A 26,528-nucleotide genomic window follows, 5' to 3' on the forward strand; every position below is an offset into this window, starting at 1 on the left:
CCTTGCGCCGCGCGCCCGGCTAAGGCGCGCCCATATTTTCGCCTTCGTAGGAATGACGAAGAATCATGAGTGAAATTGCCAATCTAAAAGCCGGCCTGATCGCTGACATCGCCGCCGCCGATACGCTCGACGCGCTGGAGGCGCTGCGGGTAGGCACCATGGGCAAGAATGGCGTCGTTACGGGGCTGCTCAAGACCCTCGGCCCCATGAGCCCGGAGGAGCGGCTGGAGAAAGGCCCGGCGATCCAGGATCTGCGCGAGAGCGTGACCGCCGCGTTGGCGGAGAAGAAGGCGGCGCTGGAGCAAGCGGCGCTCGACGCGAAGCTGGCGGCCGAAAAGATCGACATGACCTTGCCCGCCGACATCGGCGCGCAGGGATCGGTGCATCCGGTGAGCCAGGTGATGGACGAATTGGCGGAGATATTCGCGGATCTGGGCTTCTCCGTGGCGACGGGGCCGGAGATCGAGGACGATTGGCATAATTTCAGCGCGCTCAATATCCCGGAGACGCATCCGGCGCGGGCGATGCATGACACCTTCTATTTCCCCGACGACGCTTCGGGCAAAAAGATGCTGCTGCGCACTCACACTTCGCCGGTCCAGATCCGCACGATGATGAACGGCGAGCCGCCGATCCGCATCATCGCGCCGGGCCGGGTCTATCGGTCGGACAGCGATGCCACGCATACGCCGATGTTCCATCAGATCGAGGGGCTGGTGATCGACAAGGGCATTACCCTTGGCCATCTCAAATGGACGCTGGAAACCTTCCTCAAGGCTTTCTTCGAGCGGGACGACATCGTGCTGCGCCTCAGGCCGAGCTATTTTCCCTTCACCGAGCCGTCGGTCGAAGTGGATGTTGGTTACACCCTCATCAACGGCCAGCGGGTGATCGGTGGCGACGGCGATGCGCCGGGCGGCGGCTGGCTGGAAGTGCTGGGCAGCGGCATGGTCAACCGCCGCGTGATCGAGGCGTGCGGGCTGGACCCGGATGAATGGAAGGGCTTCGCCTTCGGCACCGGCGTCGACCGGCTCGCCATGCTGAAATATGGGATGAACGACTTGCGCGCTTTCTTCGATGGCGATCTGCGCTGGCTGAAACATTATGGCTTCTCGGCGCTGGATGTTCCGACGCTGAGCGGAGGAGTGGGCGCATGAAGTTCACGCTGAGCTGGCTCAAGACGCATCTGAGCACCGATGCCGACCTGCCCACGATCCTCAAGGGGCTGACCAATATCGGGCTGGAGGTCGAGGGGGTAGAGAATCCGGCCGAGAAGCTGGGCGCATTCCGCATCGCCAGGGTGCTGACGGCGGAGCCTCATCCGCAGGCGGACAAATTGCAGGTGCTGACGGTGGATTCCGGCGATGGGGCTTTGCAGGTCGTTTGCGGCGCGCCCAATGCGCGGGCGGGTCTGGTCGGCGTGTTCGGGACCGAGGGCGCGGTGGTGCCGGTAAATGGCATGGTGCTCAAGAAGACCGCCATTCGCGGGGTCGAGTCCAACGGCATGATGTGTTCGTTCCGGGAGCTGGAACTGGGCGAAGATCATGAAGGAATTATCGAGTTAAACGCGGATTCTCCGGTGGGAGAGGTCTATGCCCGCTGGGCGGGGCTTAATGACCCGGTGATTGATGTGAGTATAACACCTAATCGCCAGGACTGCATGGGCGTGCGGGGGATTGCGCGTGATCTGGCGGCGGCGGGACTGGGGACGCTCAATCCGATCATCGTGCCAGCGGTGGAGGGCGTGGGTCCGGGGCCGGACGTGCGGGTCGAGGATGCGGACGGATGCCCGGCCTTCTTCGCGCGGACCGTGCGCGGCGTCGCCAACGGCCAGTCGCCCGAATGGATGGCGCGGCGGCTGAAGGCGATCGGGCAGAAGCCAATCAGCACGCTGGTCGATATCACCAATTATCTGATGATCGACCTTGGCCGACCGTTGCATGTCTATGACATGGCCGCGCTGAAAGGCCCGCTCACCGCGCGCCGCGGCAAGGCGGGCGAAGAGGTACTGGCGCTCAACGGGAAGAGCTACACGGTTGACGAGACGATGACCGTCATCGCCGATGATGAAGCTGTGCATGACATTGGCGGCATCATGGGCGGCGAACATTCGGGCGCAACGGACGCCACCACCGATGTGCTGATCGAATGCGCCTATTTCACGCCGGAGCGGATCGCGGTGACGGGGCAGAAGCTGGGGCTTACCAGCGATGCGCGCGGACGGTTCGAGCGCGGCGTGGACCCGGCCTTTCTGGACGATGGCCTGTCGATCGCGACCGATCTGGTCTTGAAGCTGTGCGGCGGCACGCCGAGCCAGCCGACGCGGGCGGGCGCGCCGCCGATCGCCGCCAAGACGGTCACCTATGATCCGGCGCAATGCCTGGCGCTGGCAGGCGTCGATGTGGCGGACGACGAGCAACGGCGCATCCTGGAGAGCCTGGGCTTTGGCATCCAAGGCAATGACGCGACCTTCACCTATGAAGACGGCATGCCGGTGACCACGCCAGCGAATTGGACTGTAACCGTACCGAGCTGGCGGCGTGACATCGATGGCTGGCCCGATCTGGTCGAGGAAGTGGTGCGGATCGTGGGGCTGGATCAGGTGCCGTCCACTCCCCTGCCCCGCATGCCCGGCGTGGCGCGGCCGACAGCAACGGCGGAGCAGCTGGTCGAACGGCGGGTGCGCCGGACGGCGGCGGCGCGCGGCCTGGCAGAGGCGATCAACTGGTCCTTCATTTCGGAGAAGGAAGCGGCCTCAGTCGGCGGCGGCGACTGGACGCTGGCCAATCCGATTTCGGAGGATCTGAAGGTCATGCGGCCTTCGCTGCTGCCCGGCCTCCTTTCAGCAACGCGGCGCAACATGGATCGCGGTGCGACGTCGGTACGGCTGTTCGAGGTCGGACGACGCTATTTCTCCGACAAGGAGCGCGCGACCGTCAGCTTCGTGCTGGCGGGCGAAAAGACGCCTCGCGGCTGGCAGACGGGCAAGGCGCAGGCTTTTTCTGCTTTCGATGCCAAGGCGGAAGTACTGGCGCTGCTGGCGGCGGCTGGCGCGCCGGTGGCGAACCTGCAGAGCTTTGGCGACGCGTCGGGCGCTTATCATCCCGGGCAGTCGGGCACGTTGCGGCTGGGCCCCAAGGTGGTGCTGGCCGAATTCGGCGTGTTGCATCCTTCGCTGGCTAAGCAATTCGGCCTGACGGGCGCGGTGGTTGCGGGCGAAATCTTCCTGGATGCAATCCCGGCCAAGCGGAAGAACGGCTTCATGCGCGCGCCTTATGCACCGCCCGCCCTGCAGGCGGTGAAGCGCGACTTCGCCTTCGTCGTCGATGAGGCGGTCGAGGCAGATGCACTGGTGCGCGCGGTCAAGGGCGCGGACAAGAAGGCGATCGTCGATGCGCGGCTGTTCGATGTCTTCGTGGGACCGGGGGTCGAAGAAGGGCGCAAGAGCCTGGCCATCGAAGTGACGTTGCAGCCGGGGGAGAAGAGTTTTTCCCAGGAGGAGCTGGATGCGATCAGCGCTGCGGTGGTGAAGGCTGCGGAGAAGTTGGGCGGGACGCTTCGGGCGTAAGGCTTTGGCCTTCATTCGGTTTGGGTGGAGGGGGATGCGAGAGCGCTTCTCGACTTCACTCAAAACGAACGGGGGTTTGGTAGAATGGCCTGACCTCACTTGCCTTACGGGATGAGTGAGCGTGGGTAAGAAGAAAGGAGGGGGTGCCGTGGACGAGCTTGTAACAATCGCTTCGGATGGCCTGACCGCCAGCATCAATCCCCTCGGTGCGGAGCTTTGGTCGCTGACGGACGCGCAGGGCCGCGAGTTGATGACCGATGCCGATCCGCGCTGGTGGACCGGGCATGCGCCCTTGCTCTTTCCTTTTGTCGGGCGTTCGCGCGGGGACGCCTACCGCCTGAACGGACATGACTATCCGATCGCCCAGCATGGCTTTGCCCGGCGCATGGCCTTCGCGCAGGTGGAGCATCTGCCCGAATCGGTGATCTTTCGGCTGGAGGCAGATGCGGTGACGCGGGCCGTCTATCCATTCGATTTCCGGTTGGACATGCAGTTTGCGGTCGCGGGTGCCACGCTGATGATGACGGCGACGGTGATGAACCGGGGCGAGGCCGACATGCCCTTTTCCTTTGGCTATCATCCGGCCTTCGCCTGGCCGCTGCCTTATGGCGGAGCGGCGGAGGACCATATTGTGGAGTTCGAAAAAGCCGAGGCCATGCCGCTGCGCAAGGTCGGCGACGAGCCGGGGCTGATCGCCCGGGAGAGCGTTGCGTCGCCGGTCAAGGGCAATATCCTGACGCCCAGCCATGCGATGTTCGAGGGCGATGCACTGATCTGGGATGAACTGGAGAGCCATAGCCTCTATTGGGGCGTGCCGGGACGGACGCGGCTGAAGATCGACTTTCCGGACACGCCTTGGCTGGGGCTGTGGCAGAAGCCGGGCGCGCGTTACCTGTGCGTCGAACCGTGGGCCGGGATGGCAGACCTGGTCGGCTTTGACGGCGATGTGTGGGAGAAGCAGGGCATCATGCGGCTGCTGCCGGGGGATGAGCGGCGGTTCCGCATGGACGTAACACTGGTTACCGACTAGGGAGCCAGTGATTCCGTTCGTCCTGAGTAGCTGTTGAGCTTGTCGAAGTAGCGTATCGAAGGACTGACTTGAGCGCGCGATGCTTCGATACGGGCCTTCGATGTCGCTCAGTCACTACTCAGCACGAACGGCTGTTGGACTATCTGGACATCCGAATGACCATCCCATCCCGCCGTACCTTCGCGATCATTTCTCACCCTGACGCCGGTAAGACCACGCTGACCGAAAAACTGCTGCTGGAGGGCGGGGCCATCCACCTGGCGGGCGAGGTCAAGGCGCGCGGGGCGAACCGGCGGGCGCGGTCGGACTGGATGAAGATCGAACAGCAGCGCGGCATTTCCGTGACCAGTTCGGTCATGACCTTCGAGCGTGATGGGATCACCTTCAACCTGCTCGACACGCCGGGGCACGAGGATTTCTCCGAAGATACGTATCGCACGCTGACGGCGGTGGATTCGGCGGTCATGGTGATCGACGCCGCCAAGGGCATCGAGCCGCAGACGCGCAAGCTGTTCGAGGTCTGCCGGTTGCGGAACGTGCCGATCATCACCTTCATCAACAAGGTCGATCGCGAAGGGCGCGACGCCTTTGCGTTGCTGGACGAGGTGGCCGACGCGCTGGCGCTGGACGTATGCCCGATGAGCTGGCCGGTCGGCATGGGCGGGACTTTCGAGGGCATTTACGACTTCGCCAGGAACCGGCTGCGGCAGCCTTCGGGCGCTTCGAAGGAATTTGAGGGCAAGGAAGTGTTCGTCGATGGCATCGATGATGATGCGCTGGCCGAGCATATCTCCGCCCAAGGGTTGGAAAAGCTGCGTGAGGAGGCTGAACTTGCGGTCGGCGGCTATGCCGATTTCGACTTGGCCGCTTACCGGCATGGCGACCTGACGCCGGTCTATTTCGGATCTGCGTTGAAGCTGTTCGGCGTGACCGAGCTGATCGATGCGCTCGCCGCCCATGCGCCCCCGCCGCGCGCGCAGCCGGCCGAGCCAGCGCCGGTGGAGCCGGAAAATAGCGAAGTCACCGGCTTCATCTTCAAGGTGCAGGCGAACATGGACCCGCAGCATCGCGACCGCATCGCCTTCATGCGGCTATGTTCGGGCAAGTTCCGGCGCGGCATGAAGCTGACGCCGAGCGGGTCGGGCAAGCCGATCGCGGTGCATTCGCCGATCCTCTTCTTCGCACAGGATCGCGAAATCGCGGATGAGGCTTTCCCCGGCGACATTATCGGCATCCCCAATCATGGGACCTTGCGGGTCGGCGACACCCTGTCGGAGAAGGCGGGCGTGCGCTTTACCGGCCTTCCGAACTTCGCGCCGGAAATATTGCGGCGCGTGGCCCTGAAGGACCCGACCAAGACCAAGCAGTTGAGGAAGGCGCTGGACGACCTGTCCGAAGAAGGCGTGATCCAGGTGTTCTATCCGGAGATCGGGTCGAACTGGATCGTTGGGGTGGTCGGGCAGTTGCAGCTCGATGTGCTGATTTCGCGGTTGGAGGCGGAGTATAAGGTCGCCGCCGGGCTGGAGGCGTCGCCCTTCGACACGGCGCGATGGATCAGCGGCGAGGATGCGGCCATCAAGGATCTGGTCGCCTTCAACGGCGCAAACATGGCCAAGGATCGCGACGGCAATCTCGTGTTCATGGCGAAAAGCGCGTGGGACATCGGCTATCAGCAAGAACGCCATCCCAAGGTGAAGTTCAGCGCGACCAAGGAGCGCTGATCGCCTCTGCGGAGGGAATCGCATGTACCCGATCTGCTACAGTTTTCGCCGTTGCCCCTATGCGATGCGGGCGCGGATGGCGTTGCTGGTGAGCGGGCAGGCAGTGGAACTGCGCGAGGTGGCGCTGCGCGACAAGCCCGCGCAGATGCTGGCCATATCGCCCAAGGGCACGGTGCCCGTGCTCCTGTTGCCGGATGGACAGGTTCTGGACGAGAGCCTGGATATCATGCGCTGGGCGCTTGGGCGTGATGATCCGGAACAGTGGCTGGCAGGCGAGAATCGCGGGTTGATCGCCGCGAATGACGGGCCGTTCAAAGGGCACCTCGATCGCTATAAATATGCCACGCGTCATGGGTCCGATCCGGTCGAGCATCGGAACGAGGCCATGACATGGCTTGGCGAGTTGGAGATGCGGCTGGAGCGGAGCCCCTATCTGACCGGGGAGCGGCGATCCCTGACCGATATGGCGATCTTTCCCTTCATCCGTCAGTTTGCGGCGACCGATTCGGACTGGTTCGCCGTCCAGCCCCTGCCACAAGTGCGACGCTGGCTGGATGGACATCTGGCGTCCGATCTTTTCGCCCGGGCTATGCTGCGTGTGGCTGCGTGGCGGGAGGGTGATGAGGCCGTGTTTCTGCGCTGATTATTTGCGCAGCAAGAACACCGCATGTTCGGCGAAGAGGTTCGCGTTCGCGTGGGTGGTTTCCTTGTCGCCCTTCAGGAACCATTGGCCGTCGATCGTCCAGCCGCGATCCTTCACCAGGGCGCGGAAATCATCGACCGTCACATGGTGGATGTTGAGCGTGTCATACCAGGTGTCGGGCAACAGGCGCGTCACCGGCATGCGGCCGCCCCACATCAGCGACAGCCGTCCGCGCCAATGGGCGAAATTGGGGAAGGAGACGAACGCCTGGCGGCCGATGCGCAGCAGTTCCTCCACCACCAGGTCCGGGCGGCGGGTGGTCTGCAGCGTCTGGCTGAGGATCGCATAGTCGAAGCTGGCGTCCGGATAATAAGTGAGGTCAGTGTCGGCGTCACCCTGCACCACGGACAGGCCGCGCCCGACCGCGGCGGCGACATTGCCGCCATCGATCTCTAGCCCGCGGGCATCGACCTGCTTGGCGTCGCGCAATGCGGCCATCAGCGCGCCATCGCCGCAGCCGACGTCCAGCACGCGTGCGCCGGGGGTCACGGTGCGGGCGATTAGGGCGAGGTCGGGGCGCAGCGCTTCGGTCATGCGCGGCCGCCTTTCAGGAAGCCATCGACCACGCGGTTGAGTTCAGGACATTCGAGCAGGAAGGCGTCGTGGCCGAAGGGGCTCGACAGTTCGACGAAGCTCGCCTGCGCGCCGCTGGCATTGAGGGCGTGGACGATGGCGCGGGATTCCGCCGTGGGGTAGAGCCAGTCCGTATCGAAGCTGACCAGGCAGAAGCGCGCCCGGGACGGAGCGAAAGCGGTGGCGAGGCTGCCGCCATGATCATCCGCAATGTCATAATAGTCCATGGCGCGGGTGATATAGAGGTAGCTGTTGGCGTCGAACCGCTCGACGAAGCTCAGGCCCTGGTGGCGCAGATAGGATTCCACCTGGAAGTCTGCGTCGAACCCGAAGGTTTTCGCATCGCGCCCCTGAAGGCGACGGCCGAATTTCTCAGTGAGGCCCGCTTCGGACAGATAGGTGATGTGCGCCGCCATGCGGGCGACGGCGAGGCCCGCGCTCGGCACCTGGGCGTCGGCATAATAGTCGCCACCGCGCCAGTTGGGATCGGCCATGATCGCCTGACGCCCGACTTCGTGGAAAGCGATGTTCTGCGCGCTATGGCGCGCGGTCGAGGCGATGACGATGCAGCTTTCGACGCGATCGGGGAAGATGGTCGGCCAGCTCAGCGCCTGCATGCCGCCCATGGAGCCGCCGATGACGGCAGACAGGCGGCCGACGCCCAGATGGTCGAGCAGCAGCGCCTGCGCGCACACCATATCGGCGATGGTCAGGACCGGGAAGCGCATGGCGTAGGGTTCGCCCGTCGCCGGATCGGGGCTGGCGGGGCCGGAGGAGCCCATGCAGCTGCCAATGACATTGGCGCAGACGATGAAGTGGCGGGCCGGATCGACGGGCTTGCCCTCCCCCACCATGCGCCACCACCAGCCGGGCTTGCCGGTGACCGGGTGGTCGGACGCGACATATTGGTCGCCGGTCAGCGCATGGCAGATAAGGACGACGTTGGACCTATCCTCATTCAGCGCGCCATAGGTTTCATAGGCGATATCGACGGGCGCGAGGGCCGCGCCGCTGTCCAGCCGCAAGGGGCCGGGCAGGCGAACCTGGCGGCGGAGGCCGAAACGGCTGTCATCGGAAAGCGGGGCGCTGGCCATGGTGGATGGGGGCTAGGACTGCGGACAGAGGCTGTCAATCGGCAGACTATGGCGTAGAGAATGCGCATGAGCGCCAGCCACTCCATTCCCGTCATCGCCTATGGTCCGCTTTCGTCCTATCTTGAGGCGCAATTGCAGGCCCGTTTTACCGTGCATCAGGTGCCGGTGGATGCCGATCCGGCCAGCCTTCCCGAAGAGGTGCGGGAGGCGCGGGCGCTGATCCCCTTTGGCGCTGTGGGGGCTTCGGCGGCGATCATGGATGCGCTGCCCAAGCTAGAGATAATCGGCCTGTTTTCGGTGGGCTATGACAAGGTCGATATCGAGCATGCCCGCGCCAAGGGCATCAGGGTGAGCAATACGCCCGATGTTCTGACTGACGACGTGGCCGACCTGGCGGTGGGGCTGCTCTACGCCACGGTGCGCAATATCGCGGCCAATGACCGAATGGTGCGGTCGGGCGCTTGGGCGCGGGGAGAGAGGCCGCAGCTCAGCGGCAGCGTGACCGGGCGGCGGATCGGGATATTGGGGCTGGGCCGGATCGGCCGTGCCATCGCGCGGCGGCTGGAGCCGGTGGCGGGGGAGATAGCCTATCATAGCCGCCGCGCGGTGATGGATGCACCCTATCGCTATGTGCCCGACGCGATGACGCTGGCGCGGGAGTGCGACGCGGTGATCGTCGCGACGTCGGGCGGGCCGGAAGCACGCGGACTGGTGGACGCGGCGATGCTGGACGCGCTGGGGCCGCAGGGCGTGCTGGTCAATATCAGCCGGGGCAGCGTGATCGACGAAGATGCGCTGGTCGCGGCGCTGACGGAACGGCGGATCGGGGGCGCGGGGCTGGACGTGTTCGTGAACGAACCCCATGTGCCCGAAGCGTTGTTTGCGATGGACCATGTCGTGCTTCAACCGCATCAGGGCAGCGCGACCGAAAATACGCGCAAGGCGATGGCGGACCTGGTGCTGGCCAATCTGGACGCCTGGGTGGCGGGCGAACCGCTGGTCACTCCGGTCATTTAGCAGCGCTTTGCCTTTGGCGCGGATGGCGCTAAAGCGCGGGCCATGACGAAACCTGCACCCAAGGAATGGATTCTGGGCATTTCGCCCTATGTGCCCGGCAAGGCGGCTGCGGATGACGGCCGGCCGCTGATCAAGCTCAGTGCCAACGAAAACCCGCTGGGCACCGGAGAAGCGGCGCGCGCGGCGCTGCTGGCGGCGACGGCAGACCTGGCGACCTATCCCGATCCCGGCGCGGCGAAGATGCGCGAGGCGATTGCAGCGGCGCATGGGCTGGACCCGGCACGGGTGATCTATGGCACCGGATCGGACGAGTTGCTGCATATCGCTGCGAGCGCCTATGCGGGGCCGGGCGACGAGGTTCTGTACGTTCATTACGGCTTTTCAGTCTATGACATTGCCGCGCGGCGGGTCGGCGCGACGCCGGTGATCGCGCCGGACAAGGACTATGCGACCGATGTGGACGCGCTGCTTGCCTGCGTGACCGAAAAGACCAAGGTCGTTTTCCTGGCGAACCCGAATAATCCCACCGGCACGATGACGCCGCGCGAGGAGATTGCGCGGCTGCATGCGGCGCTGCGGCCCGATATCCTGTTCGTGCTGGATCAAGCCTATGCCGAATATCTGGACGCGAACGAGGATGATGGCGGGCTGGAGCTGGCGAAGTCTGCCGCCAATGTTCTCGTCACCCGCACATTCTCAAAAATCTATGGTTTGGCTGCCGAGCGGATCGGCTGGGGCTATGCCAGTGCGGAGATCATCGACGCGCTGCACCGCATCCGCGCGCCGTTCAATGTGACGACGGCGGGACAGGCGGCGGCGATTGCGGCGATGAAGGACCAAGCCTGGGTCGAGGCGAGCCGGTCGCATAATCGCCAGTGGCGACAGTGGCTGGCCGACGAGGTTGCGTCGCTGTCCAACCATGGGCTTCGCGCGGTGCCGAGCAAGGCCAATTTCCTGTTGATCCTGTTCGACGGCAAGCTGACGGCGGAAGCGGCAATGAAGGGGTTGTGGGACGAAGGTTTCGCGACGCGCTGGCTGCCCGGCCAAGGGCTGCCCAATGGCCTGCGCATCACCATCGGCACCGAGGAACAGGTGCGCGCGGTCGCGGCGAAGCTGCGCGCCATGGCGGAGGCGGCCTGAACATGTTGCCCTTTTCCCGCGTCACCATCATCGGCCTGGGCCTCATCGGCTCCTCCCTGGCGCGGGCGATCCGCGAAACCATGCCGACCGTCCGGGTGACGGGGCATGATGCCGACCCGCAGGTCCGACAGATCGCGCGGGCGATCGACCTGTGCGATGATGTGACCGACACGGCGGGCGCGAGCGTCACCGACGCCGATCTGGTGGTGCTATGCGTGCCGGTGCGCGCTATGGGCGCGGCAGCGGCGGAAATCGCAGAAGACCTGCCTGCCGAAGCGATCATAAGCGATGTGGGATCATGCAAGGCCGATGTGCTGGCGCAGCTGACGGCTGCCCTGCCGGGCCGGGCGATCATCCCGGCGCATCCGGTGGCGGGCACCGAAAATAGCGGGCCAGAGGCGGGCTTCGCCAGCCTGTTCCGGGGCCGCTGGTGCATCATCACGCCGCCTGCCGATGCCGATCCGGCAGCGGTCGCGCGGGTGTCCGAACTGTGGCACCGGGTCGGCGCGGATGTCGAGACGATGGACCCGCAGCATCATGATCTGGTGCTGGCGGTGACGAGTCACCTGCCGCACCTGATCGCCTATACGATCGTCGGCACGGCGAGCGACTTGGAGGATGTGACCCAATCGGAGGTCATCAAATATTCGGCCGGCGGCTTCCGCGACTTCACCCGCATCGCCGCATCGGACCCAACCATGTGGCGCGACGTGTTCCTGGCGAACAAGGATGCGGTGCTGGAGATGCTGCAGCGCTTTTCAGAGGACCTGTCCGCCCTGCAGCGGGCGATCCGATGGAATGACGGCGATGCGCTGTTCAACCTGTTCACGCGCACGCGGGCAATCCGGCGGTCGATCATCGAGCAGGGGCAGGATGATCCCAAGCCCGACTTTGGGCGGTCGCATTAAGTCGTTCCGGTTGGGCTAAACCTTTCGAAGCACCGCCCTGTCTTGCGCTACACCGCTTCGACAAGCTTATCGGCTACTCAGGACGAACGGGGTCGAGAGGGCAGCTGTTCAACGCATTGATTGCCGCATGCACCCGGATCTCAGCTTCGCGGCGGTCCAGGCCGGGAGGGATGATCTCCCCCGCCTTGTAGGTGATGGTGCCCGCGCGCTTCATGAACTTGCCGCGCGGGGACAGACGCCCGCTGTCGATCGCGATGGGCACCACCGGCATGGCGAGCAGCGAATAAAGTCCGGCAAAGCCCGCACGCAGCGGCGGGGTTTCGCCATGGGGGACGCGCGTGCCTTCGGGAAAAAGGCAGACGGCCCGGCCCTGTTCGGTGGCGGCGCGCGCGGCGGCGCGTAGCGTGCGCAGGGCGCTGGCGCCCGCGCTGCGTTCGACCGGGATTAGGCCGTAGAGCCGTGCGATCCGGCCCCAGAAAGGCATGTCGAGCAGTTCCCGCTTGGCCGCGATGACGGGGCGGTCGAACAGGCAGAGCAGATCGATCGTTTCGAACATCGATTCATGTTTGACGATATAGAGATAGCCCCCCTGCGGCAGATCGCCTTCGATCCGCACCTTCTGCCCCAGCAGCCAGCGCGCGCAGAAGCGGTGGAAGCGGCTCCACGCGGTCGCGATCGCAGGCACGGCGCGGGGCCAAGGCCATGCGGCGAGCAACCCGGTCAGCACCAGCAGCGCAGAGCCGCTGTAGAATGCCAGCATGAAGGCGAGCGAGCGCAAGGCGGTGATCATGCCGCTACCCTTCAAATCCCGACCAGCGCAGCGGCACGGCGGAGCAGATATTTATTATATTCACGCATCAACATGGTGAGGCTGGGCCTGCTGGGCACGGCATCATAGATGATGGTGAGGCGGCCCGGCACTGCCTGGCGCAGTTCCAGCGCGGCGCGGCGCATATGCCAGTCGGTGGTGATAAGGCGGACGGTCCTGAAATGCCGCCGCTCCAGCCAGCGGGAGGTTTCGATCGCGTTGGAGCGCGTATCGATCGCTTCGCGGCCAAGGGTGATGCAGCAGGAAAACAGCCGCTCCGGCGCGTCATATTGCGCAGCAAGTTCGGACGGACGGACCGAGCGATCGACCCCGGAGATCAGCATCCGCTTGGCCGCGCCTTCCTGCAACAATGCAAGGCCGCGGTCGATGCGGCCAGCTCCCCCGGTCAGCACGACGATGGCGTCGGTCGGGCGACCGTCGAGCGGCTGCGGCAGGAAGATCGCGAACCAGGCGAAGCCCAGCATCCATGTGAGCAGCGTCACGGCGAAGAGGCGAACGATCATAGCAGCCGTCCCAGCGAGCGCAGCACGGTCCAGCGCGCGGCTAGCGTCGCCAGCAGCACGCCGCCCACCGGCAGGGCGGTGAGGATGAGCCAGCTGCTCCACGGCAGGCTGATTGCGGCGAGCAAGTCCGATCCGGTCGCGGTGAGGCGCGTACCGAGCAGGATGATGACCAGCAGCGCGGTGACGAAGCCGAGCAATCCGCCGAACAGCGCATCCAGGCCGATGCGGCGCTGGAACAGCCGGGCGATCTGGACATCCGTCGCGCCCATCAGGTGAAGGACGTCGATCGTCCCACGATGACTGTCATGCGCCGCCCGCGCCGCCAGCACGACGATGGCGGCGGTGGCGAGCGCCATCAGCAGCACGATGCCCGCCGCCAATCCGCCGAGCGCCGTCAGCAGGCTGCCGAGCGGCCGAAGGAAGGCGGCGTGCGGCTCCACGCGGATGCGGGGCGACAGGGTGGCAAGGACACGACCAAGGCGCTGCACCTGAGCGCGGGTGCCCCCCGGCTTCAGCTCCACATCGATCAGCGCCGGGATAGGCAGGTCGCCGCTTGCCGCGTCCTGGCCGAGCCAGGGGCGGATCTGGTCCGCGAGCGCTGCGGGATCGACGGGGTGGACGCTGCGCACATCGGGGGATTTTCGCAGCAGGCGCGCTGCCTCCCCGCTCAGCGCCTCGCGCCGGTCGGCATTGGCCTCGACGATCTGAACGGTGGCGCGGCCGGCAAGGTCTGCGCCCACCGACTGCACGGCGGCGGCTAGGCCAAGCCCGGCGGCGGCGGCCAGCACGGTCAGGAACATCATGATCGCGATGACCCAGGGCATCGGACCTGCGACCCGGCCTTCGGGGAGCAGCCGGTGGCGCGCGGCGGCGGCGGCGCGGCGGTCTGCGCCGGTCATGACGCGACGACGCCTTGCGGCCGGGGTGGATAGCGCAGCGATCCGGTGGGATCGGACAGGCGCCCCCTGTCCAGCCGCATCATCTGCGCGCCTTCCACCTGGCCGATGAGCGGCAGGTCGTGGGTGGCGACGACGATGGTGGTGCCGAGGCGATTGAGCGCTTCGAACAAGGTGAGCAGGCGGCGAGCCATGTCGGCATCCACGTTGCCGGTGGGTTCGTCGGCAACCAGGATCTCGGGCCTGGCGATGACGGCGCGGGCGATGGCGACGCGCTGCTGCTCTCCGCCCGACAGCGTCGCCGGGCGCGCCTGGCCCCGATCGCCAAGGCCCACCCAGTTCAGCATTTCCGAGACGGACGCGTCAATCTCGCTTTCGGCCATGCCTGCCACGCGCAGCGGCAGGGCGATATTATCATAGGCGGAAAGGTGCGGGACCAGCCGGAAATCCTGGAAGACGACGCCGATGCGGCGGCGGAAGCCGGGCAAGCGCTTACGAGGCAGCGTCACCACATCCTCCCCGAACAGGCGGATGACGCCGCGGCTAGGCCGCTGGGCAAGGTAGAGGAGCTTCAGGAGCGAGGTCTTTCCCGCGCCCGATGCGCCGGTCAGGAAATAGAAGCCGCCGCCATGCAGGGAGAAGCTGACGTCAGACAGCGTTTCACTGTCCAGACCATAGCGCAGGCCGACATTTTCGAACTGGACGATCGCCGACATGCCTCAATGAATGCGCGCAAGCGCTCCCTTCTGCCCCGTGGCCACAGCCATGGCACAGCGGGCAGGCAGGCGTAAAGCCCAACCGGCTTTAAACAGGCGAGTCGCGGCATCTTGGCATCGCCTCTTCAATGCCGCTTGCCCTCGAGTCCAAGCCGTGCCTATGAAGCGTCATGATCCTGGTGTGTCCCAATTGCGCCACGCGCTATATTGTGCCGGACAGCGCCGTCGGCCCCAATGGCCGCCAGGTTCGCTGCGCCTCCTGCAAACATAGCTGGTTCCAGGAAGGACCCGCGCTCGCGCCTCGGGAAGAGGCCGTGGCGATGACCGATGCGCCCGTCGCCGCAGCCGCCGCGCCCGTCGCGCCACCTGCGCCGCCCCCTGCTCCGGTCGAGGCGGAGCCTGCGCGCACGGCTGCCCCGGTGGCTGAGCCGGTGACGGCGGCTGCTCCGGAACCTGTCGCGGCGGCTCCGGAAGCGGCGGCGGCTCCGGCCAGGGACTATCGCGTCGATGACATTTACGGTCGCCGCCGGGACGAGGTTGAAGACAGCTATGCCGCGCCGGTGAAACCCCGGCGCAACCGGCTGAAGCTGTGGACCTATGCCGCGATTCTCTTCTGCCTGGCGATCGGCGGCGTGGGCGGTGCGCTTTGGTATTTCGGTACGCCGAGCTGGGCGATCAATCTCGGGCTGGTCGGGGAGGAAGGCGATCCCGACCTGCTTTTCTACCTGTCCAAGCCCGCCGAGCGGCGCAAGCTGCCCACGGGCGAGGAATATTTCGCTTTCGGCGCGCGGATCGTGAACAGCGGTAAGCAGACGCTGCCGGTGCCGCCGGTGCTGGTGCAGCTGCGCGATCAGCAGAATCGGCTGGTGTTCAGCTGGACGACCAAGGCCGATCGCACCAGCCTGAAACCGGGCGAGGAAGCGTCGATCAACGAAAGCCGGATCGATATTCCGAAAAATGCCGAGAATCTGTCACTGACTTTTGTGCAGTGAGTGGCGCCGCATAAGGCGGAGCCGGCGGGCAAACTGATCCACCAGCCCGTTCGCCCTGAGCTTGTTGAAGGGCTCCACATCTTGAAGAAAGGGGCTTCGACAGGCTCAGCCCGAACGGGGGACAGGTTCCGATGCCTGCCTAAGGATAGCTGACGGTCTTGGGACGGCCTTTGGGGATCGGAATGAATTCCTGATCGTCGCCGGGGATCAGGGGGAAGCGCATCGCTTCCCAATCCTCGCGCGCTTGGTAGAGCCGGTCAGTGCTCGAAGAGACGAAATTCCACCAGACATGGCGCGGCGTTTTGAACGCTTCGCCGCCGCAATAGATGACGCGACCGCCATCGACGCTCATCAACGTGGAGCGGGCGCCGGGCCGAAGAACGTAGAGCGTCTGGGGCAGTAGGGCCACGCCATCCAGCGCGGCGTCGCCGCCCGCCACGTAAAGGGCGCGCTCATCGCCGTCGGTGTCGATCGGCACGGTTCCGCCGGGAGATAGCTGGATATCGGCATAGATGGTGTCGGCATAGGTGGTGACCGGGGAAATCGCGCCCCACAGGCTACCCATGATCACGCGCGCGCTGGCGCGACCGCAATCGATAACCGGCAGTCCGCCCTCGCTGACATGTTCGAAGGCTGGGGCCATTTCCTCCTGACCATCCGGAAGCGCGAGCCAGGTCTGGATCGCGGAAATCTTGGACTCCTTCACCCGGTCGCTGTCGGGGGAGCGTTCGGAATGGACGATGCCGCTGCCCGCCGTCATCAGATTGACCGCGCCCGGCTCGATCAGCTGCTCGGTGCCGAGCGAGTCCCGGTGCAGGAAGGCACCCTCGAACATATAGGTGACGGTGGCGAGATTGATGTGGGGGTGCGGACGCACGTCTATGCCCTGCCCCGCCCCAATCTTGGCCGGGCCAGCCTGGTCGAAGAAGATGAAGGGACCTACCATCGTCCGGCCGGACGCGGGGAGCGAACGGTGGACGCGAAAGTCTCCGAGGTCGTGAGTGGTTGGCGTAATCGTCTGGATGACGAGATCGTCTAAGGTCATGAGTCTCCCTTCCAATTCAGGCTTCGCCGGGCGCGCGGGCCTTGATGGCAAGGGCGTGGACCTTTTCCCGCAGCAGGTCGGCCAGCGCGGCGTTGACCAGCCGCTGGCGCGCGACGCGGTTTTTGCCCGTAAAGTCGGCTGAGACGATCTCCACCGTGAAGTGGCTTTCGCCCGATCCATCATGGCCTGCATGACCGCGATGCTTTTCGCTTTCGTCGATCACGGCGAGATGCTCTGGCGACAGGGCGGCGCGCAGCCGCTGTTCAATCTCTGTGGCCACTGGGCCTTTCAGTTGGGTGCTCATCGCCCCTATATAGGCCCTTTGTTCCATCATGCATCAGGGCAATCTTGTCTACCGACCCCTTCTCGACCCGCCGGTTCAACCGCTTTCACGGCCGTGTGGAAAGCGACCGCCCCTGCGCGGTCGAAGGCTGCGAAGAGCCCGGCGAGTTTCGCGCGCCGCCGCTGGAGAGCAAGGGATCGAGCCATGAGGGGCCCCGCTGGCGCTGGCTGTGCCTCGAACATGTGCGCCAGTTCAACCAGGGCTATAATTTCTTCACAGGCATGAGCCCGGACGAGATCGCCGCCGCCCAGCGGCCCTATGCGGGTTGGGAGCGGGAGACGCGCGCCTTCTCCTCCAACGCGCACAGCCCCGGTCCCAAATGGGCGGACTTTACCGACCCGCTCGACGCGATCGGCGCCAAATTCAAGGAGCGGGTGCCAAAGGCGCGGGCCGACAATCAGATCCGGCAGGACGGCAAGTTCCTGTCGAACGAGGACCGCAAAGCGCTGTCGGTGATGGGGCTGCCCATCGATGCGGATCGCAAGGCGCTGCGGCAGCGTTATACGGAACTGCTGCGCCGCTATCATCCCGACCATAATGGCGGCGATCGTACGCATGAACATGCGCTGCAGGGCGTGATCGAAGCCTATGGACTGCTGCGCAAGGCGCCCGCCTTCGTTGAGCAGGCCAATCGGGCGAAAGGGGCCGCTTGATCGGCGGAGAAGGAGGCTCCACTCTATCGACAGGCCCTTGCCCGATCGTTTAGGGGCTGGAGTGACATGACCAGAAAGACCAGGAAATGACCGACATCCCGAACGTCCAGCCCGATACTCGTGCCGAAACGCTGCTGGCCGCGCCCGACCGCGAGGTGGATGCGCGCGAGGTGTTCGGCGTGGACGTCGATCTCAAGATCCCGGCCTTTTCCGAAGCGGATGAGCGGGTGCCGGACCTGGACCCCGCCTATGTGTTCGATCCGGACACGACGCTCGCGATCCTGGCGGGCTTCGCCTTCAACCGGCGCGTCATGGTGCAGGGCTATCATGGCACCGGCAAGTCGAGCCATATCGAGCAGGTCGCCGCGCGGCTGCGCTGGCCGTGCATCCGCATTAACCTCGACGCGCATATCAGCCGTATCGACCTGGTCGGGCGCGACGCCATTGTCCTCAAGGACGGGCAGCAGGTGACGGAATTCCGCGAAGGGCTGTTGCCCTGGGCGCTGCAGCGTCCTGTCGCGCTGGTGTTCGACGAATATGATGCGGGCCGTCCGGATGTGATGTTCGTGATCCAGCGCGTGCTGGAAACCGACGGCAAGATGACGTTGCTCGACCAGAACCGGGTCATCCGGCCGAACCCGCATTTCCGCCTGTTCGCGACCGCCAACACGGTCGGCCTAGGCGACACGACCGGCCTGTATCATGGCACGCAGCAGATCAACCAGGGCCAGATGGACCGATGGAACCTGGTGGTCACGCTCAACTATCTGCCCGCCGCGACCGAGGCGCAGATCGTCCTCGCCAAGTCGGGCGAGTACGATCATGAGGGCGGCCGCAAGGAAGTCGAGAATATGATCAAGGTGGCGGAACTGACCCGCCAGGGCTTCATCAACGGCGACATTTCGACGGTGATGAGCCCGCGCACCGTGATCAGCTGGGCCCAGAATGCGCTGATCTTCAAAAATATCGGCTTTGCCTTCCGCCTGTCCTTCCTCAACAAGTGCGATGAGGCGGAGCGGCCGTTGGTGGCCGAATATTATCAGCGCGTGTTCGGCAAGGATCTGCCCGAAAGCGTCGCCCACCGGGCGGCATGACGCGATGATCGTCGTCGAACGCATCGCCCCGGACGGCAGCGCCCACCGGATCAGCATCCGCGGGCATGAGCTGATCGCCGACATGACCGCACCGGACGGGCATGATGCGGGTCCCGATCCGCACGACCTGTATGATTCGGCGCTGGGCGCGTGCAAGGCGATGACCATGCTCTGGTATGCGCAGCGCAAGGGCATCCCGGTCGAAGGCATTCATGTCGGGGTGATCCGCGACGCGAGCCAGGAACGGGACGGCATCTACCGGCTGACCACGCGCATTGCGCTCAGCGGCCCGCTGACCGACGAGCAGCATGACACGCTGATCGGCGTCGCCGCGCGCTGCCCTGTCCACAAGCTGATGAGCGAAGTCGACACGCGGATCGAAACCGTAGCCGTGCCGCGTGTGGGTGAAGGCGAGCGGCCGTGAACAGCGCGGACGCGCCGTTTGCCCAAAGGGGCCGCCTGCGACTGGAGAGCGCGTTCAACCTGCGCGATTTTGGTGGTTACGCGACCGCCGACGTACGCGTGGTCCGGCGGGGCATGCTTTACCGTTCGGGAACAATGGCGCTGCTGAGCGACGCGGATGCCGCGCATCTCCGCTCGCTCGGCATCCGGGCGATCTGCGACTTCCGGCGGGGCAATGAACGGACCGCCGAACCGACGCTCTGGCATGGGGCGGAGGTCGATTATTTCTGCCGCGACTATAGCGAGAGCAGCGGCCTTCTGGGCGAGATGCTGAAGCGTACGGACGCGACGGCCGAAGACATGCGCGAAGCGATGCTGTCGCTCTATCGTGTCATTCCCGTTGACCATGCCGCATCCTATCGCGCCATGTTCGCGCAGATCGCGAACGGGCGCGTTCCCATCCTGATCAATTGTTCGGCGGGTAAGGATCGTACCGGTGTTGGCGCCGCGCTGATCCTGGCGGCGCTGGGCGTGCCGCGAGAGACCATCGTCGCAGATTATCTTCTGACCAATGAGCATGCCGATTGGAACTGGCTTCTGGCCCAGCGCAACACGCTCGTCGCGCGAGCACGGCGCGTGCGGCCGGAGGTGCTGGAGCCGCTGCTCACGGTCGATGTGGCCTATCTAGACGCTCTGTTCGCCGTTCTGGACGAAAGGCATGGCGGGGTTGACGGCTATCTGACCCAAGCGCTGGGCGTCGATGAGGCGGCACGCAAGGCGCTGCGCACGAGACTGCTCGACTGATGGCGGAGCGGTCACCCCTCGACGCCTTCAAGGATGTGCTGTCAGGCGCGGCGCGATCGATGGCGCGCGATGCGGAGGTGGAGGTGGGCTTCACCGCCGACGCGCCGCATATGGCGGGGAAGGCGATCAAAGTGCCGATGCCCGGCCGTAACCTGCCGCCCGAACAGGTCGCGCTTGCCCGTGGCTTTGCCGATGCCAATGCGCTGCGGTTGCGCCACCATAATTTGCGGATGCACGCGGCGGCTGCGCCAGCCGATGCGACGGCCCGGGCGGTCTATGACGCGGTCGAGCAGGCGCGGGTGGAAGCGATCGGATCGCGCGCGATGGAGGGCGTGCGCGCCAATCTCAACCATGCGTTGGAGTTGCGGCTGAAGTCGGACCCCCTGCGCCGCGCGCGCTCAGCCGATGAAGTGCCGCTATCGACCGCGCTAGCGCTCAAGGTGCGACAGCGGCTGACCGGGCAGGCTATCCCCAAGGATGCGGCGTCGGGCATGGCTATGGTCGATGCCTGGATCGAGGAGAAGGCGGGCGCCGACCTCGACGCGCTGGGACTGGCGATCGACGACCAGCGCGCGTTCCAGAAGCTTGCCCAGGCGATGCTGGAGCATTTGCAGCTGGTCGACAGCGATGTGCCGCCTGAAACCGACGAGAATGAGCCGCAGGAAGAAGGCGAGGACGAGGAGGAGCAGCAGGACGACGGCGATTCCGGCGAGGATGAGGCTGGCGACAGCGACATGAACGCCGAGGCGCGCGCCGAGGATAAGGGCGGCGACACCGAGGAGGGCGAAACCGAATATAGCGACGAGTTCGACGCCGACAGCGATGAAGGCGCCGACGATATGGGCGAAGAAGGCATGATGCCGGTTCGCCCCAACCGGCCGCTGTCTGACCTGCCGCCGGGCTTCGACTATAAGCCCTACAGCCAAGCGCATGATGAAGTCGTGACGGCCGAAGATCTGTGCGACGAGGAGGAACTGAACCGGCTGCGGGGCTTTCTGGATCAGCAGTTGGTCAGCCTGCAGGGTGCGGTCACGAAGCTCGCCAACCGGCTGCAAAGGCGGCTGATGGCGCAGCAATCGCGTAGCTGGGACTTCGATCAGGAAGAAGGAATGCTGGATGCGGCCCGGCTGGCGCGGATCATCATCGATCCCACGCGGTCGCTGTCCTACAAGATTGAGCGCGATACCGAATTTCGCGACACCGTCGTCACGCTGCTGATCGACAATTCAGGATCGATGCGCGGGCGGCCGATCAGCATCGCGGCGATCAGCGCCGACATCATGGCGCGCACGCTGGAGCGCTGCGGCGTCAAGACCGAGATTTTGGGCTTCACCACGCGCGCCTGGAAGGGCGGCCAGAGCCGCGAGGATTGGCTGGCTGCGGGACGGCCGCCGATGCCGGGGCGGCTGAATGACCTGCGGCACATCATCTACAAAAAAGCCGACGAACCGTGGCGCAGGGCGCGCCGTAATCTGGGCCTGATGATGCGCGAAGGGCTTCTGAAGGAAAATATCGACGGGGAGGCGCTGCTGTGGGCGCATAGCCGGCTGATCGCGCGCAACGAGGAACGCCGCATATTGATGGTGATTTCCGATGGCGCGCCGGTGGATGACTCCACCCTGTCGGTCAACAGCGGCACCTATCTGGAGCGGCATTTGCGACAGGTGATCGATTGGATCGAAAATCGGTCGTCCGTCCAGCTTGTGGCGATCGGCATCGGTCATGACGTCACGCGCTATTATAAGCGCGCCGTCACCATCATGGATGCCGAACAATTGGGCGGCACGATGGTCGAGCAACTCGCCGGTTTGTTCGACGAGGATTGAAAGGCCGCTCTGGCCACCCAATCTCGGCCGGATATTCTCAGGAGATATTTATGAGCGTCGCCTTTCGCCGCGAAAGCGATGAGGAGCATCTGGAGCCCACCTTCGAGATCCCGCTGCCGCTGGGCCCCAACTGGGTGACAGAGCGCGGGCTTCGGCTGACGCGCGAGAAGGTCGATGCGCTGGAAGCGATCGATATCGCCGCTATGGCCGAGGACGAGGCGAAGAAGCTGAAGCGCGAGCTGCGCTATTGGCGCACGCGGCTGGCGACGGCGGAGTTGCGACCGGCGCCGGATGGCAGAGCCGTGGCGTTTGGCGCGCGCGTTACTTATCGGCTGAATGGCCGAACCAAGACCGTCGCCATAGTCGGTGACGACGAAGCTGATCCTAATGAAGGGCGGATCAGCTTCTCTTCGCCACTTGCCCGCGCGATGATGAATGCCGAAGTGGGCGAGCTGCTCGATTTCGGTGGGAAGGCGGACGCTGTGGAGATCCTTTCGATCGATCCGATCCAGGAGGGTTGATCGCAATCTTGTTCTTCGCAGAGGCGCATGGAGCGCGTGTCTGCGAAGAACGACCTGATCAGCCGTTCCGGCCTGCCTCGAACAGGAACCAGGCGCGTTCTTCGGCCTGGTCGGTCCAGTCGTCGATAATGCCCTCTGTCGCATTGTCGCCTGCTTCGGTGGCGGCGGACTTGGCGGCGCGCAGGGCTTCGACCAGGCGCAGATTATCCTCGCGCAGTTCGTTCAGCATGTCGGCGGGGCTGACATAATCCGCGTCATTGTCTGCGATAGACTGGTGGCGGCCGATGTCGCCGATCGAGCGCAACGTGGTGTTGCCGGTCTTTCGCACACGCTCGGCAATGGCGTCGGTGGTAGCGAGAATCTGCGTGGCCTGCTCATCGAACATGAGGTGATAGTCGCGGAAGTGCGGCCCCGACACATGCCAGTGGAAATTCTTGGTCTTGAAATAGAGCGCATAGCTGTCCGCCAGCACGCCATTCAGCGCCTGTGCCACAGATTTGGTGGCGTTGTTGCGCAGGTCCGTCGGGGTTTTGAGGTCGGGGGCTGTCATGCTGTGCTCCTGGCTCATGCGATGATTTCGCGCGTATAATGATCTGGTGCCGAGAAGGTGCCATGACAAGGCGTGAATTGCCCGCCAAAATCCTCGTTCAGTCTGATGGACGCATTCGATCAGGCCAGTTGCAGCGCGCTGATGGCAAGAGCTGCCGCCAGGATCAGGGTGACCGCAGCGCCGCCATAGCGGATCGCCCGGACGGGGACGACGCGTAGCAGTCGCTCCCGCAGCAGCACCGCCGGGACTAGGGCGGTCGCCACTCCCAAAGCACCACCTATGCCCGCGAGTATCGGGTCAGCGGTGCGGGTAGCGATGCCGAGGATCAGGAATTGCGAGCCGTCGCCAAAGCCCAGGATGAAGAGCCCGAGCGCGGAGGTCAACAGCGGGCCCGTAGGCCAGCCGACGAGCGGATCGGGCGGCTTCACCGGCCAGAGCAGGCCAATGCCCAGGAACAGCAGCGCCAGAGCAAGGAACAGCAGCCGCGCGTCCGATCCCAGCATCGGCGCGAGGAAGGCGCCAGCCGCAGCGGCGATCGCGGCGTTGGCGGCGGCCGCGATAAATATGCCCGCAATCATCGCGCCGTCGCGTCCGAACCGGGCCGCGAGCGCCAGCACCAGCAATTGATTCTTGTCACCGATCTCAGCCAGGAAGCACCCGAGCAGCGCGGTCAGCAATGCATCCATGAACCCGCCGGCCGATCGTCAGAGAGACATCGGCGTTCCGGCGATCGGCTTGACGGCCATGGGCATCGGTATGACCTGCGCCTCCGGCATTTCGGCCGCGATCGCGTCGCGCATCAGATCAAGATAGGAAAGCACCACAGGGCCCATCCCCTGCAGCGACAAGGCCGACTGCAGCGTTCCCGCCAATCCTTCGACGCTGTCGATCTGATAGGCGCGCGCGACATGGCGGATATGATCCACCTCATCCCGCAATCGCGCCAAGCTCACATGTCCTCGCTGTCCGGCAAGGCCGTCCACACGGCGCAGCAGATCTACAAGAATGGCCAGCATCGGATCATGTCGCATGGGAAGTCTCCCCCTGTCCTGTCGCTCCGATGACAGCATGTACCGGAACGGGTTAAGGCCGCGTAAAGCCTAGCATGGCCAGTGAGTCCCTGCCACGCGCGTATTGACATTATTCCGAATCTCCCTCATGGGCGGCTGCTGAAACGGGGCGGCCCTTTTTCGCAAGAATTGGGGGGCCGCTTTTCTTTTTCACGATATTCAGGAACCAGGGCCATGGCCAAGCCAGCAACCGTCAAGATTCGCCTCGTCAGCTCGGCTGACACCGGCTTCTTCTACGTCACCAAGAAGAACCCGCGCACGAAGACCGAGAAGCTGAGCTTCCGCAAATATGACCCGGTCGTGCGCAAGCATGTCGAGTTCAAGGAAGCCAAGATCAAGTGATCTGAAGGCGGGTTCGCCCGCCTCGGTCCACTTGCGTGGCTGACAGAAGAGGCCCGTCCCCTTGTGGGAACGGGCCTTTCCTTGTTCGCGATAAAATCGAGCAAATTTTAACCGTCCGTTCGTTCGAGCGAAGTTGAGAAACCTTCTCGCCCAGCTCGAAACGAACGGAGGGAGAAGGATCAGTTGCCGACCGGCTGACCGTCCGTCCGCGTCACGACGATCGTCGAGGAGCGCGGCTGCTGCCCTGCCACGGGCCAGTTGCCGGTCGGATGCTGGATGTTGATGAAGAAGGTCTTGAGGTCCGGCGTATAGGCGATGCCGGTGATTTCGCAGCCGGTTGGCCCGACCAGGAAACGCTTCGACTGCTTGCTGGCCTGATCGATATAATACATCGAATTGTTGCCGAAAGCCTGGACCATGTTGACCGCGGCGCCGTTCAACGTGCCGGCATTGCCGGTCAGATTATGGTCAGTCTGCACCCATAGGCGGCCCTGCGGATCGATGCGGAGACCATCGGGGCTGGAGAAGAAGTCGCCGTTGATATTGCCCTTGAGGTTCGCTTCGGCCAGCTGCGGATTGCCCGCCAGCAGGAACAGTTCCCAAGTGAATGTGGTGGCGAGCGGCGAATCGCCGGCCTCGCGGAACTTCAGGATATGGCCGTGCAGGTTGGTGACGCGCGGATTGGGATTGTCGGTCACGCGACGGCCGCTGTTGTTGGTCAGCGTCACGAAGATCGCCTGCTTGTTCGGCGCAACCGTGATCCATTCCGGACGGTCCATCAGCGTGCCGCCAGCCACGCGCGCAGCCGCCTGGGTGTTGATCAACACATCGGCGGTCGTGTTGAAATTGACCGTGACCGGCGGGGGCGGCGTGGTCGATTGGCTGACATTGCCCGGATCGGCCGCACCGGCGACCAGCCCGTTCTGCCCCTGCACCAGCGCGCGCCATTCGCCTGTGCCATCTGCGTTGAAGCGGGCGACATAGAGCGTGCCATAGTCGAGCAGGTCGGTGTTGGCTGCGCGATTGTTCGCGCTGTAGGCCCGGTTAGGAACGAATTTGTAGATGCAGCCCGGCGTCGAGTCATCGCCCATGTAGAAGGCGACGCGATTGTTGCTGTCGTTGAGATAGGCGACATTTTCATGGCTGAACCGGCCCATGGCGGTGCGCTTGGTCGGCTCGGCCAATTCCTGATACGGATCGATCTCGACAACCCAACCATAGTTGGTGGCGGGCTGCGTCGGATCGAGATAATTGTTCGTGGTCTCTTCACAGGTCAGATAAGTGCCCCAGGGCGTACGGCCGGAAGAGCAGTTGTTCAGCATGCCCTTGATCGAGCCCGAAAGCTGGCCCGCGGCGGGGCCGCCCGCGCGGTAGCTGCCGTTACCCGTGTAGCGCTTGTTGAAGCGCGAGCCCGCCTTCACCGCCCATTTGCCGTCCGTCCCCTTGGCGACTTCAACGACCGAAATGCCGACCGCCGACAGGGCGAGCGCTTTCTGGTCCGCCGTCGCGGTGGCCGCATTATAGCTGCCGGAAAACAGGATATTATAGTCGGCCAGTTCATGGTTGATGGCGAGCAGACCACCACCGTTGGCGTTAACGCCCGACAGCTCGAAATATTCCATGCCGTCATGATTGCCGCCGGCCCATTTTTCGGCGTCAGCGGGAGTCGGGAAGCTGCCGGCATAGGCCGTGCCTGCCTCAACCGAATCGCCAGCCTTCAGCAGCACATCGACAGTGTAACCGGTGGGAACGGTGACCGTGTCATTCTGGTTGGCTGCAACGGGTGCAAAGGCGATGGAATAGCTGGGCGCGGGAGTCGGGGTCGGCGTCGGGCTGGGTGAGGGAGTCGGCGAACTACCATCATCGTCATCGCCGCAAGCGGCGAGCGCGCCCAGCATCGGCAGCATGGACAGGCCGAGCAGGCCGTTCTTCAGGACAGAGCGGCGAGCCGGGTTGGCGGCGACGATCGCTTCCAGGCAATTGTCGCCAGCGTCGATCTTGGGCTCGGCATCACGAAACGGCGCGCGCGCCTCGTCGGTGAGGTGAGACATGGATTTACCCCTGTTGCGGATCGGACTGTCGGCGGGATGCCGCGTCCTTGGCCCGGGGAGTTGGCAGAGGCGCATGTAATCAAGGCTTCACTTCAAAGGCGCGCCCATGAAAATTGAATGACCGTATAATGACAGTT

General features: G+C 64.6%; 28 protein-coding genes. 16 read left to right on the top strand and 12 right to left on the bottom strand.

The annotated features are described in order from the left end of the window. Positions 1 to 65 precede the first annotated feature (65 nt). From pheS to EP837_RS06785, 5 genes are all read left to right on the top strand, one after another. Positions 66 to 1,157 (top strand): phenylalanine--tRNA ligase subunit alpha, encoded by a 1,092-nt coding sequence (gene pheS / locus EP837_RS06765; protein ID WP_066525712.1) that lies wholly within the window; start codon positions 66 to 68, stop codon positions 1,155 to 1,157. Beyond that, complete coding sequence (gene pheT / locus EP837_RS06770; RefSeq protein WP_066525714.1) at positions 1,154 to 3,568, top strand: phenylalanine--tRNA ligase subunit beta; 2,415 nt, start codon at positions 1,154 to 1,156, stop codon at positions 3,566 to 3,568. Before pheS ends, pheT begins: the two co-directional genes overlap by 4 nt. A gap of 148 nt (positions 3,569 to 3,716) precedes the next feature. Next, positions 3,717 to 4,598, top strand: coding sequence for an aldose 1-epimerase family protein (locus tag EP837_RS06775; protein WP_066525715.1), 882 nt, complete (start codon positions 3,717 to 3,719; stop codon positions 4,596 to 4,598). A gap of 155 nt (positions 4,599 to 4,753) precedes the next feature. Next, positions 4,754 to 6,319 carry a peptide chain release factor 3 gene (locus tag EP837_RS06780; RefSeq protein ID WP_066525717.1) on the top strand — a complete coding sequence of 522 codons (1,566 nt, stop codon included), beginning with the start codon at positions 4,754 to 4,756 and terminating at the stop codon, positions 6,317 to 6,319. A gap of 22 nt (positions 6,320 to 6,341) precedes the next feature. After that, positions 6,342 to 6,962 carry a glutathione S-transferase gene (locus EP837_RS06785; RefSeq protein WP_066525720.1) on the top strand — a complete coding sequence of 207 codons (621 nt, stop codon included), beginning with the start codon at positions 6,342 to 6,344 and terminating at the stop codon, positions 6,960 to 6,962. On the opposite strand, the gene metW is transcribed toward EP837_RS06785, so the two are convergent. After that, a complete protein-coding gene (gene metW, locus EP837_RS06790; protein ID WP_066525721.1) occupies positions 6,963 to 7,556 on the bottom strand; it encodes a methionine biosynthesis protein MetW in 594 nt (197 codons plus the stop codon). It abuts the gene before it with no gap. Further along, on the bottom strand, positions 7,553 to 8,689 hold the full coding sequence (metX, locus tag EP837_RS06795; protein ID WP_066525724.1) for a homoserine O-acetyltransferase MetX: 1,137 nt from the start codon (positions 8,687 to 8,689) through the stop codon (positions 7,553 to 7,555). Before metX ends, metW begins: the two co-directional genes overlap by 4 nt. A gap of 66 nt (positions 8,690 to 8,755) precedes the next feature. On the opposite strand from metX, the gene EP837_RS06800 reads away from it, so the two are divergent. From EP837_RS06800 to EP837_RS06810, 3 genes are read left to right on the top strand one after another with little or no spacing between them, the layout of a single operon-like run. Next, the gene (locus EP837_RS06800) at positions 8,756 to 9,706 is read left to right on the top strand and encodes a 2-hydroxyacid dehydrogenase (RefSeq protein ID WP_066525727.1); all 951 of its coding nucleotides are present in this window, start codon (positions 8,756 to 8,758) and stop codon (positions 9,704 to 9,706) included. 42 nt (positions 9,707 to 9,748) lie between these two features. Beyond that, a complete protein-coding gene (hisC, locus tag EP837_RS06805; protein ID WP_066525728.1) occupies positions 9,749 to 10,846 on the top strand; it encodes a histidinol-phosphate transaminase in 1,098 nt (365 codons plus the stop codon). 2 nt (positions 10,847 to 10,848) lie between these two features. Then, positions 10,849 to 11,754, top strand: a complete 906-nt coding sequence (locus EP837_RS06810) for a prephenate/arogenate dehydrogenase family protein (RefSeq protein ID WP_066525729.1) — start codon at positions 10,849 to 10,851, stop codon at positions 11,752 to 11,754. Positions 11,755 to 11,827: 73 nt separating this feature from the next. On the opposite strand, the gene EP837_RS06815 is transcribed toward EP837_RS06810, so the two are convergent. From EP837_RS06815 to ftsE, 4 genes are read right to left on the bottom strand one after another with little or no spacing between them, the layout of a single operon-like run. Further along, positions 11,828 to 12,544 (bottom strand): lysophospholipid acyltransferase family protein, encoded by a 717-nt coding sequence (locus EP837_RS06815; RefSeq protein WP_066525731.1) that lies wholly within the window; start codon positions 12,542 to 12,544, stop codon positions 11,828 to 11,830. Positions 12,545 to 12,555: 11 nt separating this feature from the next. Next, a complete protein-coding gene (locus EP837_RS06820; RefSeq protein WP_066525733.1) occupies positions 12,556 to 13,086 on the bottom strand; it encodes a YdcF family protein in 531 nt (176 codons plus the stop codon). After that, positions 13,083 to 13,985, bottom strand: a complete 903-nt coding sequence (locus tag EP837_RS06825) for a cell division protein FtsX (protein ID WP_066525736.1) — start codon at positions 13,983 to 13,985, stop codon at positions 13,083 to 13,085. The genes EP837_RS06820 and EP837_RS06825 overlap by 4 nt, the downstream gene beginning before the upstream one ends. Next, positions 13,982 to 14,698 (bottom strand): cell division ATP-binding protein FtsE, encoded by a 717-nt coding sequence (ftsE, locus tag EP837_RS06830; protein ID WP_066525739.1) that lies wholly within the window; start codon positions 14,696 to 14,698, stop codon positions 13,982 to 13,984. Before ftsE ends, EP837_RS06825 begins: the two co-directional genes overlap by 4 nt. Before the next feature lie 170 nt (positions 14,699 to 14,868). Here ftsE and EP837_RS06835 point away from each other — a divergent pair, with 170 nt between their 5' ends. Then, complete coding sequence (locus EP837_RS06835; protein ID WP_066525741.1) at positions 14,869 to 15,690, top strand: MJ0042-type zinc finger domain-containing protein; 822 nt, start codon at positions 14,869 to 14,871, stop codon at positions 15,688 to 15,690. A gap of 139 nt (positions 15,691 to 15,829) precedes the next feature. On the opposite strand, the gene EP837_RS06840 is transcribed toward EP837_RS06835, so the two are convergent. Together EP837_RS06840 and EP837_RS06845 are read right to left on the bottom strand one after the other, a co-directional pair. Then, the gene (locus EP837_RS06840; protein ID WP_066525743.1) at positions 15,830 to 16,735 is read right to left on the bottom strand and encodes a pirin family protein; all 906 of its coding nucleotides are present in this window, start codon (positions 16,733 to 16,735) and stop codon (positions 15,830 to 15,832) included. A gap of 16 nt (positions 16,736 to 16,751) precedes the next feature. Continuing rightward, positions 16,752 to 17,039 (bottom strand): BolA family protein, encoded by a 288-nt coding sequence (locus tag EP837_RS06845; RefSeq protein ID WP_066528882.1) that lies wholly within the window; start codon positions 17,037 to 17,039, stop codon positions 16,752 to 16,754. Between the two features lie 44 nt (positions 17,040 to 17,083). Here EP837_RS06845 and EP837_RS06850 point away from each other — a divergent pair, with 44 nt between their 5' ends. The 6 genes from EP837_RS06850 (at position 17,084) to EP837_RS06875 (ending at position 22,378) form a co-directional block, all read left to right on the top strand. Further along, positions 17,084 to 17,731, top strand: coding sequence for a J domain-containing protein (locus EP837_RS06850; protein ID WP_066525744.1), 648 nt, complete (start codon positions 17,084 to 17,086; stop codon positions 17,729 to 17,731). Between the two features lie 86 nt (positions 17,732 to 17,817). After that, complete coding sequence (gene cobS, locus EP837_RS06855) at positions 17,818 to 18,825, top strand: cobaltochelatase subunit CobS (RefSeq protein ID WP_066525747.1); 1,008 nt, start codon at positions 17,818 to 17,820, stop codon at positions 18,823 to 18,825. A 4-nt stretch (positions 18,826 to 18,829) separates the two neighbouring features. Next, positions 18,830 to 19,249 (top strand): OsmC family protein, encoded by a 420-nt coding sequence (locus tag EP837_RS06860; protein WP_066525749.1) that lies wholly within the window; start codon positions 18,830 to 18,832, stop codon positions 19,247 to 19,249. Beyond that, entirely contained in the window at positions 19,246 to 20,031 is a 786-nt protein-coding gene (locus tag EP837_RS06865; protein ID WP_066525752.1) for a tyrosine-protein phosphatase, read from the top strand. Before EP837_RS06860 ends, EP837_RS06865 begins: the two co-directional genes overlap by 4 nt. Then, complete coding sequence (cobT, locus tag EP837_RS06870; protein WP_066525754.1) at positions 20,031 to 21,857, top strand: cobaltochelatase subunit CobT; 1,827 nt, start codon at positions 20,031 to 20,033, stop codon at positions 21,855 to 21,857. The genes EP837_RS06865 and cobT overlap by 1 nt, the downstream gene beginning before the upstream one ends. Positions 21,858 to 21,907: 50 nt before the next feature. Continuing rightward, the gene (locus EP837_RS06875) at positions 21,908 to 22,378 is read left to right on the top strand and encodes a GreA/GreB family elongation factor (protein WP_066525757.1); all 471 of its coding nucleotides are present in this window, start codon (positions 21,908 to 21,910) and stop codon (positions 22,376 to 22,378) included. 58 nt (positions 22,379 to 22,436) lie between these two features. Here EP837_RS06875 and EP837_RS06880 read toward each other — a convergent pair whose 3' ends face one another. The 3 genes from EP837_RS06880 to EP837_RS06890 all read right to left on the bottom strand — a co-directional run bounded on the left by EP837_RS06880 (position 22,437) and on the right by EP837_RS06890 (position 23,959). Beyond that, complete coding sequence (locus EP837_RS06880) at positions 22,437 to 22,928, bottom strand: Dps family protein (protein ID WP_066528884.1); 492 nt, start codon at positions 22,926 to 22,928, stop codon at positions 22,437 to 22,439. Positions 22,929 to 23,047: 119 nt separating this feature from the next. Then, positions 23,048 to 23,614: a TMEM165/GDT1 family protein gene (locus tag EP837_RS06885; RefSeq protein ID WP_066525760.1), complete on the bottom strand. Its 567-nt coding sequence runs from the start codon at positions 23,612 to 23,614 to the stop codon at positions 23,048 to 23,050. Between the two features lie 18 nt (positions 23,615 to 23,632). Then, on the bottom strand, positions 23,633 to 23,959 hold the full coding sequence (locus EP837_RS06890; RefSeq protein ID WP_066525763.1) for a hypothetical protein: 327 nt from the start codon (positions 23,957 to 23,959) through the stop codon (positions 23,633 to 23,635). A 213-nt stretch (positions 23,960 to 24,172) separates the two neighbouring features. Here EP837_RS06890 and rpmG point away from each other — a divergent pair, with 213 nt between their 5' ends. Further along, positions 24,173 to 24,340, top strand: a complete 168-nt coding sequence (rpmG, locus tag EP837_RS06895; protein ID WP_007687342.1) for a 50S ribosomal protein L33 — start codon at positions 24,173 to 24,175, stop codon at positions 24,338 to 24,340. A gap of 179 nt (positions 24,341 to 24,519) precedes the next feature. On the opposite strand, the gene EP837_RS06900 is transcribed toward rpmG, so the two are convergent. Continuing rightward, the gene (locus EP837_RS06900; protein ID WP_066525764.1) at positions 24,520 to 26,391 is read right to left on the bottom strand and encodes a PhoX family protein; all 1,872 of its coding nucleotides are present in this window, start codon (positions 26,389 to 26,391) and stop codon (positions 24,520 to 24,522) included. Positions 26,392 to 26,528: the final 137 nt, after the last annotated feature.

This window comes from Sphingobium sp. EP60837, assembly GCF_001658005.1.
Lineage (GTDB): Bacteria > Pseudomonadota > Alphaproteobacteria > Sphingomonadales > Sphingomonadaceae > Sphingobium > Sphingobium tyrosinilyticum.